8 protein-coding genes, 1 tRNA gene, 3 rRNA genes and 4 pseudogenes are annotated in these 12,819 nt (G+C 54.0%); 5 read left to right on the plus strand and 11 right to left on the minus strand.

The window, feature by feature from the left end; genetic code table 11:
• Nucleotides 1-224 (minus strand): FadR/GntR family transcriptional regulator (locus tag PI91_RS00005; protein ID WP_039265159.1); only part of this gene is annotated, 224 nt, incomplete at its 3' end.
• Between the two features lie 453 nt (nt 225-677).
• On the opposite strand from PI91_RS00005, the gene PI91_RS00010 reads away from it, so the two are divergent.
• The 5 genes from PI91_RS00010 (at nt 678) to PI91_RS00030 (ending at nt 7,134) form a co-directional block, all read left to right on the plus strand.
• Nucleotides 678-2,208, plus strand: a 16S ribosomal RNA gene (locus PI91_RS00010).
• Nucleotides 2,209-2,293: 85 nt separating this feature from the next.
• Nucleotides 2,294-2,370 (plus strand) — tRNA-Glu (locus tag PI91_RS00015).
• Between the two features lie 181 nt (nt 2,371-2,551).
• A 23S ribosomal RNA gene (locus PI91_RS00020) occupies nt 2,552-5,452 on the plus strand.
• A gap of 64 nt (nt 5,453-5,516) precedes the next feature.
• Nucleotides 5,517-5,632 (plus strand): 5S ribosomal RNA (rrf, locus tag PI91_RS00025).
• The 16S, 23S and 5S rRNA genes sit together here with 1 tRNA gene alongside, the layout of an rRNA operon.
• A gap of 206 nt (nt 5,633-5,838) precedes the next feature.
• Complete coding sequence (locus tag PI91_RS00030; protein WP_008502198.1) at nt 5,839-7,134, plus strand: MFS transporter; 1,296 nt, start codon at nt 5,839-5,841, stop codon at nt 7,132-7,134.
• Here the strand turns inward: PI91_RS00030 and PI91_RS00035 are convergent.
• The 10 genes and pseudogenes from PI91_RS00035 to trxC all read right to left on the minus strand — a co-directional run.
• Nucleotides 7,131-7,454 carry a YfiM family lipoprotein gene (locus PI91_RS00035; RefSeq protein ID WP_008502197.1) on the minus strand — a complete coding sequence of 108 codons (324 nt, stop codon included), beginning with the start codon at nt 7,452-7,454 and terminating at the stop codon, nt 7,131-7,133. The two genes, PI91_RS00030 and PI91_RS00035, sit on opposite strands and share 4 nt — an antisense overlap.
• 45 nt (nt 7,455-7,499) lie before the next feature.
• Nucleotides 7,500-8,857, minus strand: a pseudogene (gene pssA, locus PI91_RS00040) (CDP-diacylglycerol--serine O-phosphatidyltransferase).
• A 111-nt stretch (nt 8,858-8,968) separates the two neighbouring features.
• Entirely contained in the window at nt 8,969-9,325 is a 357-nt protein-coding gene (locus PI91_RS26275; RefSeq protein ID WP_232764361.1) for a GNAT family N-acetyltransferase, read from the minus strand.
• 239 nt (nt 9,326-9,564) lie between these two features.
• Nucleotides 9,565-10,110: pseudogene (locus PI91_RS26280) on the minus strand (acetate--CoA ligase family protein).
• Complete coding sequence (locus tag PI91_RS26285) at nt 10,071-10,469, minus strand: hypothetical protein (RefSeq protein ID WP_232764362.1); 399 nt, start codon at nt 10,467-10,469, stop codon at nt 10,071-10,073. The pseudogene PI91_RS26280 and the gene PI91_RS26285 overlap by 40 nt, the downstream one beginning before the upstream one ends.
• A gap of 144 nt (nt 10,470-10,613) precedes the next feature.
• The gene (locus tag PI91_RS26290; RefSeq protein ID WP_232764363.1) at nt 10,614-11,123 is read right to left on the minus strand and encodes a hypothetical protein; all 510 of its coding nucleotides are present in this window, start codon (nt 11,121-11,123) and stop codon (nt 10,614-10,616) included.
• 103 nt (nt 11,124-11,226) lie between these two features.
• Nucleotides 11,227-11,502 carry a CoA-binding protein gene (locus PI91_RS26295; RefSeq protein ID WP_232764364.1) on the minus strand — a complete coding sequence of 92 codons (276 nt, stop codon included), beginning with the start codon at nt 11,500-11,502 and terminating at the stop codon, nt 11,227-11,229.
• On the minus strand, nt 11,480-11,632 hold the full coding sequence (locus PI91_RS26300; protein WP_232764365.1) for a CoA-binding protein: 153 nt from the start codon (nt 11,630-11,632) through the stop codon (nt 11,480-11,482). The genes PI91_RS26295 and PI91_RS26300 overlap by 23 nt, the downstream gene beginning before the upstream one ends.
• A gap of 35 nt (nt 11,633-11,667) precedes the next feature.
• A pseudogene (tapT, locus tag PI91_RS00050) lies at nt 11,668-12,362 on the minus strand (tRNA-uridine aminocarboxypropyltransferase).
• A gap of 69 nt (nt 12,363-12,431) precedes the next feature.
• Nucleotides 12,432-12,819, minus strand: a pseudogene (gene trxC / locus PI91_RS00055) (thioredoxin TrxC); the annotation flags it as partial.

Consider the following 12,819-nt stretch of genomic DNA (forward strand, 5'->3'; position numbering starts at 1 on the left):
GTGCCAATACGAGGGCGAGGAAGCACCATACCTTTTGCCGTCAGGGTTTTCACCGCTTCGCGCACGGCGGTACGGCTCACCCCAAACTGCTCACCCAGCTCCATTTCACCCGGCAGGATGCTCCCCGGGGCATATTTACCCGCTAAAATCCGCTGAGCCAGCTTTTCGGCCAGCACATAAGACAGGTTTTTTTGGGCGGCCAGCTGTTGCGCGCTTAATGGCATCGCTTTTATTCCTTAAAGATTCATGCTGATAATTATGCCACCGCGAATGTGATTGTGGTTGCAGATACATCAAATAGAACAATTTGTAGCTTGATTTCACCTCTTTTGGTGAAAAAAAACGCGAATGGAAACTTTTTTTAAATTTCCTCTTGTCACGTCAGAATAACTCCCTATAATGCGCCTCCACTGACACGGAACAACGGCACACACGCCGCCGGGTCAGCAGAGAATAGCGAAAATAAACGCTTGACTCTGAAGCGGGAAAGCGTAATATGCACACCCCGCGCCGCAGCGAAAACGAAGCGGCACTGCTCTTTAACAATTTATCAGACAATCTGTGTGGGCACTCAAAGTGACATGGATTCTTAACGTCCTCGGACGAAAAATGAATACCAAGTCTCTGAGTGAACATACGTAATTCATTACGAAGTTTAATTCACGAGCATCAAACTTAAATTGAAGAGTTTGATCATGGCTCAGATTGAACGCTGGCGGCAGGCCTAACACATGCAAGTCGAGCGGTAACACAGGGAGCTTGCTCCTAGGTGACGAGCGGCGGACGGGTGAGTAATGTCTGGGAAACTGCCTGATGGAGGGGGATAACTACTGGAAACGGTAGCTAATACCGCATAACGTCGCAAGACCAAAGAGGGGGACCTTCGGCCTCTTGCCATCAGATGTGCCCAGATGGGATTAGCTAGTAGGTGGGGTAACGGCTCACCTAGGCGACGATCCCTAGCTGGTCTGAGAGGATGACCAGCCACACTGGAACTGAGACACGGTCCAGACTCCTACGGGAGGCAGCAGTGGGGAATATTGCACAATGGGCGCAAGCCTGATGCAGCCATGCCGCGTGTATGAAGAAGGCCTTCGGGTTGTAAAGTACTTTCAGCGGGGAGGAAGGCGTTGAGGTTAATAACCTCAGCGATTGACGTTAGAAGAAGCACCGGCTAACTCCGTGCCAGCAGCCGCGGTAATACGGAGGGTGCAAGCGTTAATCGGAATTACTGGGCGTAAAGCGCACGCAGGCGGTCTGTCAAGTCGGATGTGAAATCCCCGGGCTCAACCTGGGAACTGCATTCGAAACTGGCAGGCTAGAGTCTTGTAGAGGGGGTAGAATTCCAGGTGTAGCGGTGAAATGCGTAGAGATCTGGAGGAATACCGGTGGCGAAGGCGCGCCCCCTGGACAAAGACTGACGCTCAGGTGCGAAAGCGTGGGGAGCAAACAGGATTAGATACCCTGGTAGTCCACGCCGTAAACGATGTCGACTTGGAGGTTGTGCCCTTGAGGCGTGGCTTCCGGAGCTAACGCGTTAAGTCGACCGCCTGGGGAGTACGGCCGCAAGGTTAAAACTCAAATGAATTGACGGGGCCCGCACAAGCGGTGGAGCATGTGGTTTAATTCGATGCAACGCGAAGAACCTTACCTACTCTTGACATCCAGAGAACTTTCCAGAGATGGATTGGTGCCTTCGGGAACTCTGAGACAGGTGCTGCATGGCTGTCGTCAGCTCGTGTTGTGAAATGTTGGGTTAAGTCCCGCAACGAGCGCAACCCTTATCCTTTGTTGCCAGCGGTTAGGCCGGGAACTCAAAGGAGACTGCCAGTGATAAACTGGAGGAAGGTGGGGATGACGTCAAGTCATCATGGCCCTTACGAGTAGGGCTACACACGTGCTACAATGGCGCATACAAAGAGAAGCGACCTCGCGAGAGCAAGCGGACTCATAAAGTGCGTCGTAGTCCGGATTGGAGTCTGCAACTCGACTCCATGAAGTCGGAATCGCTAGTAATCGTAGATCAGAATGCTACGGTGAATACGTTCCCGGGCCTTGTACACACCGCCCGTCACACCATGGGAGTGGGTTGCAAAAGAAGTAGGTAGCTCTAACCTTCGGGAGGGCGCTTACCACTTTGTGATTCATGACTGGGGTGAAGTCGTAACAAGTAACCGTAGGGGAACCTGCGGTTGGATCACCTCCTTACCTTAAAGAACCTGCCTTTGTAGTGCTCACACAGATTGTCTGATGAAAAGTAAATAGCAAGGCGTCTTGCGATTGAGACTTCAGTGTCCCCCTTCGTCTAGAGGCCCAGGACACCGCCCTTTCACGGCGGTAACAGGGGTTCGAATCCCCTAGGGGACGCCACTTGCTGGTTCGTGAGTGAAAGTCACCTGCCGTCATATCTCAAAACTGACTTGCGAGTCACGTTTGAGATATTTGCTCTTTAAAAATCTGGATCAAGCTGAAAATTGAAACGACACATCTTAAATGGTGTTCGAGTCTCTCAAATTTTCGCAATCAGAAGTGAAACATCTTCGGGTTGTGAGGGCGACTAAGCGTACACGGTGGATGCCCTGGCAGTCAGAGGCGATGAAGGACGTGCTAATCTGCGAAAAGCGCCGGCCGAGGTGATATGAAACCTTTGACCCGGCGATGTCCGAATGGGGAAACCCAGTGTGATTCGTCACACTATCGTTAACTGAATACATAGGTTAACGAGGCGAACTGGGGGAACTGAAACATCTAAGTACCCCGAGGAAAAGAAATCAACCGAGATTCCCCCAGTAGCGGCGAGCGAACGGGGAGCAGCCCAGAGTCTGAATCAGCTTGTGTGTTAGTGGAAGCGTCTGGAAAGTCGCACGGTACAGGGTGACAGTCCCGTACACGAAAGCACACAGGTTGTGAACTCGAAGAGTAGGGCGGGACACGTGGTATCCTGTCTGAATATGGGGGGACCATCCTCCAAGGCTAAATACTCCTGACTGACCGATAGTGAACCAGTACCGTGAGGGAAAGGCGAAAAGAACCCCGGCGAGGGGAGTGAAATAGAACCTGAAACCGTGTACGTACAAGCAGTGGGAGCACCTTCGTGGTGTGACTGCGTACCTTTTGTATAATGGGTCAGCGACTTATATTCTGTAGCAAGGTTAACCGTATAGGGGAGCCGAAGGGAAACCGAGTCTTAACTGGGCGTTAAGTTGCAGGGTATAGACCCGAAACCCGGTGATCTAGCCATGGGCAGGTTGAAGGTTGGGTAACACTAACTGGAGGACCGAACCGACTAATGTTGAAAAATTAGCGGATGACTTGTGGCTGGGGGTGAAAGGCCAATCAAACCGGGAGATAGCTGGTTCTCCCCGAAAGCTATTTAGGTAGCGCCTCGTGAACTCATCTTCGGGGTAGAGCACTGTTTCGGCTAGGGGGCCATCCCGGCTTACCAACCCGATGCAAACTACGAATACCGAAGAATGTTATCACGGGAGACACACGGCGGGTGCTAACGTCCGTCGTGAAGAGGGAAACAACCCAGACCGCCAGCTAAGGTCCCAAAGTCATGGTTAAGTGGGAAACGATGTGGGAAGGCACAGACAGCCAGGATGTTGGCTTAGAAGCAGCCATCATTTAAAGAAAGCGTAATAGCTCACTGGTCGAGTCGGCCTGCGCGGAAGATGTAACGGGGCTAAACCATGCACCGAAGCTGCGGCAGCGACACTATGTGTTGTTGGGTAGGGGAGCGTTCTGTAAGCCGTTGAAGGTGGCCTGTGAGGGTTGCTGGAGGTATCAGAAGTGCGAATGCTGACATAAGTAACGATAAAGCGGGTGAAAAGCCCGCTCGCCGGAAGACCAAGGGTTCCTGTCCAACGTTAATCGGGGCAGGGTGAGTCGACCCTAAGGCGAGGCCGAAAGGCGTAGTCGATGGGAAACAGGTTAATATTCCTGTACTTGGTGTTACTGCGAAGGGGGGACGGAGAAGGCTATGTTAGCCGGGCGACGGTTGTCCCGGTTTAAGCATGTAGGCGGAACGATTAGGTAAATCCGGTCGTTTTTTAACGCTGAGGTGTGATGACGAGGCACTACGGTGCTGAAGTAACAAATGCCCTGCTTCCAGGAAAAGCCTCTAAGCATCAGGTAACATCAAATCGTACCCCAAACCGACACAGGTGGTCAGGTAGAGAATACCAAGGCGCTTGAGAGAACTCGGGTGAAGGAACTAGGCAAAATGGTGCCGTAACTTCGGGAGAAGGCACGCTGATATGTAGGTGAAGCCCCTGCGGGTGGAGCTGAAATCAGTCGAAGATACCAGCTGGCTGCAACTGTTTATTAAAAACACAGCACTGTGCAAACACGAAAGTGGACGTATACGGTGTGACGCCTGCCCGGTGCCGGAAGGTTAATTGATGGGGTTAGCGGTAACGCGAAGCTCTTGATCGAAGCCCCGGTAAACGGCGGCCGTAACTATAACGGTCCTAAGGTAGCGAAATTCCTTGTCGGGTAAGTTCCGACCTGCACGAATGGCGTAATGATGGCCAGGCTGTCTCCACCCGAGACTCAGTGAAATTGAACTCGCTGTGAAGATGCAGTGTACCCGCGGCAAGACGGAAAGACCCCGTGAACCTTTACTATAGCTTGACACTGAACACTGGTCCTTGATGTGTAGGATAGGTGGGAGGCTTTGAAGCGTGGACGCCAGTCTGCGTGGAGCCGTCCTTGAAATACCACCCTTTAATGGCTGGTGTTCTAACGTAGACCCGTAATCCGGGTTGCGGACAGTGTCTGGTGGGTAGTTTGACTGGGGCGGTCTCCTCCCAAAGAGTAACGGAGGAGCACGAAGGTTAGCTAATCCTGGTCGGACATCAGGAGGTTAGTGCAATGGCATAAGCTAGCTTGACTGCGAGAGTGACGGCTCGAGCAGGTGCGAAAGCAGGTCATAGTGATCCGGTGGTTCTGAATGGAAGGGCCATCGCTCAACGGATAAAAGGTACTCCGGGGATAACAGGCTGATACCGCCCAAGAGTTCATATCGACGGCGGTGTTTGGCACCTCGATGTCGGCTCATCACATCCTGGGGCTGAAGTAGGTCCCAAGGGTATGGCTGTTCGCCATTTAAAGTGGTACGCGAGCTGGGTTTAGAACGTCGTGAGACAGTTCGGTCCCTATCTGCCGTGGGCGCTGGAGAATTGAGGGGGGCTGCTCCTAGTACGAGAGGACCGGAGTGGACGCATCACTGGTGTTCGGGTTGTCATGCCAATGGCACTGCCCGGTAGCTAAATGCGGAAAAGATAAGTGCTGAAAGCATCTAAGCACGAAACTTGCCCCGAGATGAGTTCTCCCTGAGACTTTAAGTCTCCTGAAGGAACGTTGAAGACGACGACGTTGATAGGTCGGGTGTGTAAGCGCAGCGATGCGTTGAGCTAACCGATACTAATGAACCGTGAGGCTTAACCTTACAACGCCGAAGATGTTTTGGCGAAGAGACAGATTTTCAGCCTGATACAGATTAACAGAATTTGCCTGGCGGCTTTAGCGCGGTGGTCCCACCTGACCCCATGCCGAACTCAGAAGTGAAACGCCGTAGCGCCGATGGTAGTGTGGGGTCTCCCCATGTGAGAGTAGGGAACTGCCAGGCATCAATTAGAAGAACCCCGTACCGAAAGGTGCGGGGTTTTTTGCTTTTATCTCCACCCTGGCCTTTCTCTTAATCCCTTATCCTGCTAATGGAATGTGTGATCCCTGTCGCAATGTTATTTATAACAAAATTATAACATTTCATTTACGAGGTTATTGAGCCTTCTGGCTCAATACGCCGCAGTTTATGGCAGGAGCATAATCACAATGACAGAAAGCATGACATCACACGGGACGCTGGCTCACAGTGATACCCGAAGAAGGGTATGGGCAATCATCAGCGCCTCTTCAGGGAATCTGGTTGAATGGTTCGACTTTTACGTCTACTCATTCTGTTCACTCTACTTCGCACATATTTTCTTCCCATCCGGCAACACCACGACACAGCTGCTACAAACGGCTGGGGTTTTTGCCGCAGGGTTTTTAATGCGACCCATCGGGGGCTGGCTGTTCGGCCGTATTGCGGATCGTCGAGGGCGTAAGGCCTCGATGCTGATCTCGGTGTGTATGATGTGCTTTGGCTCGCTGGTGATCGCCTGCTTACCGGGATATGAATCGATTGGCACCTGGGCACCGGCGCTACTTTTGCTGGCCCGCTTATTTCAGGGATTATCGGTGGGCGGTGAATACGGTACCAGTGCGACCTACATGAGCGAAATTGCCCTGGAAGGCCGTAAAGGTTTTTACGCCTCATTCCAGTACGTCACGCTGATTGGCGGTCAACTGCTGGCCATTCTTGTGGTGGTGATCCTGCAGCAGATTTTGACGGACGAACAACTTCATGCCTGGGGATGGCGAATTCCTTTCGCAATGGGGGCCGTGCTGGCGATCGTCGCACTTTGGTTACGCCGTCAGTTAGATGAAACCTCTCAGAAAGAGGTCCGTATGCTGAAGGAGGCGGGAACATTCAAAGGGTTATGGCGTAACCGCAAAGCTTTCCTGATGGTGCTGGGCTTCACTGCGGGCGGCTCTCTCAGTTTTTATACGTTCACCACCTATATGCAAAAGTACCTGGTGAATACCACCGGCATGCACGCCAACGTCGCCAGTGTGGTCATGACCGCGGCGCTGTTTGTCTTTATGCTCATACAGCCGATCGTCGGTGCGCTCTCGGACAAAATTGGCCGACGTACCTCAATGCTCATTTTTGGCGGATTATCGGCATTATGTACCGTTCCCATTCTGACAGCGCTTCAGCATGTCTCTTCACCGTATGCCGCCTTTGCGCTGGTTATGGTGGCGATGGTGATTGTCAGTTTCTATACCTCCATCAGTGGGATACTGAAAGCCGAGATGTTCCCGGCGCAGGTCCGCGCGTTAGGGGTAGGGCTCTCTTATGCGGTAGCCAACGCGGTGTTTGGCGGATCGGCGGAGTACGTCGCGCTGTCGCTTAAATCATGGGGAAGCGAAACGACATTCTTCTGGTACGTAACGGGAATGGGGGCACTGGCGTTTGTTGTCTCCCTGATGCTGCATCGCAAAGGGAAAGGCATTCGACTTTAATAGCGCGCCATCTGCCATACGGCATAGCCGGTCGTTGCGCCGGCGACATCCCAGGCGAAATCTTTCCAGCTCCAGCCGCTCCCTGCGGGGCGGCTATCCCACAGTTCTTTTGATGCCCCAAGACCTACTGAGAACATCAACCCGATCGCCGCGCTACGATCCCGGCTGTATCCCTGGTGCTGGGCATATTCATTACCGGCTGCGGACAACATCGCGGAAGCGAGGAAATGCTGTGCTTTGTCCTGTCCGGACCAGCTATCGTTAGCCATATGGCTACAGCCACTCAGGAAGAGCACACTCAGTACCAGAGGAATACGCATCAACGGGCTCCATAAAAAAGCCCTGCGGGTGACAGGGCCTGGATATTACAGAATACGGCTGATAAGTCGGTCGATACGGATACGACGTAAGCGGCGAATAAGCTTGCGAACTTTTACCGGATAATCGGCAATGCTCTGCAGTTCGCGGTAGTGATTCACCACGGTCGTATGGGTGCGAATCAGCTCCAGCTCGCGTTCACGTTGGGCGGCTAACTCATGCTGCGGGTCATGAATCAGGATAGCGTTTTCCAGATCCAGTCGCCATGCGCGCGGGTTCAGGTTGTTACCTGTCAGCAGCATCCACTCATCGTCGACCCACATGCCTTTGAGATGGTAACTATTGTCTTCATCTTTCCAGAGACGCACAACCAGCTGGTCAGTGTTGACGTAATACTGTAAGCGGCTCAGGAAACGACGCAGGTTAATCTCATAGAGATAGGGCAGCGCACCAATGATTTTGAACGGCTGATCTTCGGGAATGAAGAAGTCATTTGCCGTTTTATCACCCACGATGATTTCCACTTTTTTACCCTCGCGCAGCAGCTGAATGATATTACGCACCAGCACGGCAGGAAGGTTGAAGTATGGCGTGCAGATAGTCAGCTTCTGCTCCGCACACGGCATCAGATGGAAGATCGTTTTGTTCAGCAGGCTTGATTTGCCGAGCCCTACCAGCGGGGTAACGGATAACTCTTCGTTGTTCGCATCGCCCTGGAAATGATAGACCGCATCGCGCAGCTCCTGGCGGAAGGCGCGAACATCGTTTTTGATCTCCGGGCTTTTCGGACGCTCGGGATCGTCAAGACGATTAACGCCGCGGCCATGAACCAGATTTTTATCAACCCAGTTGAACATGATATCGGCCATCTGCGGATTACGGATCAGATGGTAGCGGTCGTAGCGATATTTATCGAGCTGATGAAGGTAGACATCATTTGAGGCTGGCGCCGCTGTATAGCACGCTGTCATCAATGATGAACCCCTTGAAATGAAGAACGCCGAGCGCTTCACGGGTATTCACCGGGACGCCATAAACAGGCACGTCAACGCCAGGATTTTCCTGCGCCGTGCGGCAATACCAGTCAGCATTGGTGTTTGATGCAGCAGCGCCAATACGGCCACGCTGAGGCGCGATGCCAGTCTACCAGCACGCGAACATCCAGTTCCGGACGCTGACGTTTGGCTTCATAGAGCGCGTTCAGGATCGCGCGCCCGCCTTCATCCTGTTCAAGATACAGTGCCACAATGCAAATGCGTCGCGTGGCGCTGGCAATCTTTTCCAGAAGCGTCTCCCGAAAATGAGCGGGAGCGTAAAAGAACTCTACATCATCAACTGACTGAGAAATCTTCGGTAGTTGAGCAAGGTGTTGTTGATGTTTATTACGCTTAAATTTTGACAACATCACAGTGCGTTTCTTCTCTGTTCATTGAAGGGTTGTCTGTACTATGCAAACAACATAAGCGGACAATGATACCACCAGTCCCGTCCAAAGTGGGTAACAATTTCCAGTAGCTTACTCGCGTTTGTCTGCTGATGTCAGACTGAGGGATAAGGCAACAATACCTTCGTCCAGCTGAATATCAACGTCAAACCCAAGTTTTCGCGCCAGGGTCACCATACCGCGATTGTTAGGCATAGTAATGCCATTAAGGCGTAACAATCCGTGATCTCGCGTATAACTGATGAGTTTTTCCAGCAGTCGTCTTCCCAGGCCCAGACCTTTAAGATCGGAGCGCACCAGCACGGCAAACTCCGCATCGACGTTATCCGGGTCAGAAATCGCACGCGTGACGCCGAGGATCTCATCACCCTTATCGGCGCGACGAACGGCAACAAACGCCATTTCTCGATCGTAGTCGATCTGGGTCATATTGGCTAAATCATCGTGGGTAAATTCGTTGATTTCGCTAAAATAAGCGATAATAAAGATCCTCTTTCGTGACCTGAGAGATAAAGGCCCGCAGCTGGGGCTCATCTTCCGGCAGAATAGGGCGGAACAGGGCGCGTTCCCCATTTTTCATCTCAACCCACTCCTCCAGCTGCAGGGGGATACGGGCGGAATCGCCAGACGGCTCTCGCTGTCTCCTTCGAATGGCGCGATATCCAGGGTCACGTCCAGCGCCGTAAACTCATTGCCGAGGCGAGCAGCGGATGAATGTCCAGCCGCTGGATCTCGGCACAATCCACAATCAGGTTAGAGACCTGTACCAGGAACTGACTTAGCCCGGCAATATCAAGCGGACGTAGCGCGCTCCGGCCGCGGATCTTTTTGCTTTTAATCGCCTGGATGATCAGATAACGCGCCAGGTTCATGTTCAGCGGCGGTAACGCCACCACGGCCTGCTCCTTCCGGGCGCCACTCCACGCCGCCTTCACCCAGCATGATGAGCGGGGCCGAAAACGGGATCGTGTTCGACCACCACGCGTAACTCCTGAGCGCCTGCGCGGTTAGCCATGCTTTGCACCAGCAAAGCCGTGGATCCTTGCCTGCGGCCAGGCCATTTTGACCCGATCGAAGATGGCATCGGCTGCTTGCTGCACCTCTGCCGCCGTCCGCAGGTAGAGCATCACCCCCTGAACGTCAGACTTATGCGGAATATCCGGGGAGCGCAGCTTCAGGGCAACCGGATAGCCAATCTGCTCGGCAATATGCACGGCCTCAGCGCTGTCGCTGGCGATCCAGTCGGCAGGGTCTGCATCCCGTAGCTGCCCAGAATGGGCTGGACCTCATGCGTATCCAGCGACGTCGCACCTTCTTCAATCGCCTGCTGCAACAGCCGGTGAACGTCAACGGTATTGGCCGTCAAATTCCCGGGCAACGCCGGCGTCTCGCGGAGCTGTTTCTGGTTGCGGCGATATTCCACCATATGCATAAACGCGGTTATGGTGCCTTCCGGCGTGCGGTAGGTTGGCAGTCCGGCTTCGCTGAACAGGCGTCGCGCCTCCTGCGAAGAAAACTCACCGCACCAGTTGGTGAGCAGGGTGACATATTTGCCTCGCGGATGGTTGCGCACGGCCTCAATGAGCGCGCGCGCGCTTTCGCTGCCCGGCGCGACCGCGCTGGGGAGTGGATAATCATCAGCGCGTCGAAATCCTGGCTATCCAGCAAAATGGAAATGGCCTTGATATAGCGCTCGCTGCTGGCATCATCGCGTAAATCAAGAGGATTGCCGGGGCGTCACGCTGGTCGGAAGCGCATCTTTCAGGCGCTGCAGCGTCTCTTCACTCAGCGTGGCCAGCTTGCCGAAGCGCCGCCACAGCTCATCCAGCGCGAGTGCGGCAGGAGCGGCGCCGTTACTGACAATCATTAACTTCTCGCCGCGCAACGGGCGCATATGGCTTAACGTCTCAACGGCGGAAAAAAGCTCGTGCGTATCCTGTACCCGCAGCAAACCCGCGCGCTGAATAGCGGCGTCCCAGGCGGGATCCATGCCGGAATGCGACTGCAGCAGACGCTGAGCCGCAGGGCTGCGCCCGCTTTTGATTACCAGGATCGGCTTATTGCGCGACGCGCTTCGCGACGCCGAGACAAAACGACGCGCGTCGCTGAGGTGCTCAAGATAAAGCAGGATCGCACTGGTTTTACCGTCGCGCGCCAGAAAATCCAGCAGCTCATCAACGTCGATATCCAGACTGTCGCCGAGAGCAATGAAGTAGGAGAATCCCATTTCACGCTGCTGCGCCCAGTCGAGGATGGTGTTCGATACGCAGCCGACTGCGAGATAAACGCGAGCTTGCCTTTGCGGATCGGAACCGGAGAGAAGCTGGCATTTAAGCCCTGCCAGGGGGCGAGCAGGCCGAGACTGTTTGGTCCAAGAATGCGCATTTGATAGCGACTGGCGCAGGCCAGAAGCTCGGCTTTCTGTTCAGGCGGAGACGAGAGAATAATGCAGGTTTTACAGCCTTTCTTGCCGAGCGATTCCAGCAGCTCCGGATTCGTTTCGCGTTTGTACACAGTACGGCCAGATCCGGTACGAAAGGCAGGCTCTGTACATCAGGCCATGCAAGCACTCCCTGAACCGCCTTATACGCTGGCGTGACGGGCATGACGGGCCATTAAATCCCCGGCCAGCAGGTTGCGCATCATCAGATAGCCAGCACGATCCGGTTTCATTGATGCGCCGATGACGGCAATGGATTTAGGACGAAGTAGCGCTTCTAACCCTCGCTGGCTCATGCAGGCCTCCTGTGAATGCAAGCGACCTGATGATTTTAAACGCTTTCCGTCTCGGCTGCTGTGACGCTGCCCTTATGAACGGTTTTTCCTGCCAGATAGCGTTCCCGGAAACAGGAGAAATGGTTGCCCAGGGCGCCAGCCGCAGCGGTATCACCCGCCAGATCCAGAAGCGCAATGGCCACTTCGGCGGTGCAGTATTGCCCGTCAGCATGCGCTTCACGCAGGCGGTAGGCGGAGACGCGGGACAGATCGAGAAATCACCGGCAGTGCGTCGAGATAAGGGCTTTTGCGAAACATTTTTCGCGCTTCGGTCCAGGTGCCGTCCAGCATAATAAACAACGGCGGTTTACCGGATGGCGGCGTCGAAAGCACCTGGCGATCGACACCTGCATATGACGCGGGGAAAACGACCATCGGCTGATAGTCCGGGCTTGCCACTAAGTCGAGCAGGGCCTGAGGGGGCTCCGTGCGGGACCACTGAAACGCCGCGGTATCCGGCAGAATATCGGCAATCAGGCGACCAGTATTGCTGGGCTTCATCGGCTCGGTATCAAACATGACCAGACAAAAACGGCTCTGTGCCGAACTTGGGGTCAGCGTCTCACAGGCAAACCTTCAGCGGCAGCAGGCAACGCTGACAGCGGCGAATACGGTTTCCGCGCGCGAGGAACGGACGGGTGGCGCGCGCAAGGCGTTCGGCGCGTAATTGAAGAACAGCGTTATCAGTCATGGGCGAAATGCAGGAAAAACCCTATTTTCGCAGAGGCGGGAACGGGGCACAAGATGTGCCCCGTGAATGTTACAGTGATTCGTTAAGCCAGCTATCAAACGGGGCTTTAGGCACCGCACCGTTGAGCATGTCGACCACTTCACCCTTTTTGAAAATCATAATCGTCGGGATGCTGCGAATGCGAAAACGGGCGCTCAGTTCAGGTTCAGCTTCAGTATTGACCTTAACGAAACGTATTTTCCCGCTGCGTTCTTCGGCCACGTCTTCGAAGATCGGCGCGAAGCTTCGGCATGGCCGCACCAGGGCGCCCAGAAATCCACTACGACAGGCAGATCGTCCTTGAGGAGTTTGTCCAGCGTAGCACCCGTCGCGTTAATGACATCGCCATCAAACAATTCATGGCCACAACGTCCGCATTTCGCACCATCTTCAATCCGATCGTCCGGAATGCGGTTAA

This window comes from Enterobacter sp. FB (genome assembly GCF_000805795.1).
Classification (GTDB): domain Bacteria; phylum Pseudomonadota; class Gammaproteobacteria; order Enterobacterales; family Enterobacteriaceae; genus Enterobacter; species Enterobacter roggenkampii.

Excerpts from the sequence above, each read along its gene's own strand:
- PI91_RS00030 (WP_008502198.1), top strand. The coding sequence starts at position 5,839 with ATGACAGAAAGCATGACATCACACGGGACGCTGGCTCACAGTGATACC.
- PI91_RS26275 (WP_232764361.1), bottom strand. The coding sequence starts at position 9,325 with ATGACCCAGATCGACTACGATCGAGAAATGGCGTTTGTTGCCGTTCGT.
- PI91_RS26300 (WP_232764365.1), bottom strand. The coding sequence starts at position 11,632 with ATGAGCCAGCGAGGGTTAGAAGCGCTACTTCGTCCTAAATCCATTGCC.
- PI91_RS00035 (WP_008502197.1), bottom strand. The coding sequence starts at position 7,454 with ATGCGTATTCCTCTGGTACTGAGTGTGCTCTTCCTGAGTGGCTGTAGC.
- PI91_RS26295 (WP_232764364.1), bottom strand. The coding sequence starts at position 11,502 with ATGCCCGTCACGCCAGCGTATAAGGCGGTTCAGGGAGTGCTTGCATGG.
- PI91_RS26290 (WP_232764363.1), bottom strand. The coding sequence starts at position 11,123 with ATGGGATTCTCCTACTTCATTGCTCTCGGCGACAGTCTGGATATCGAC.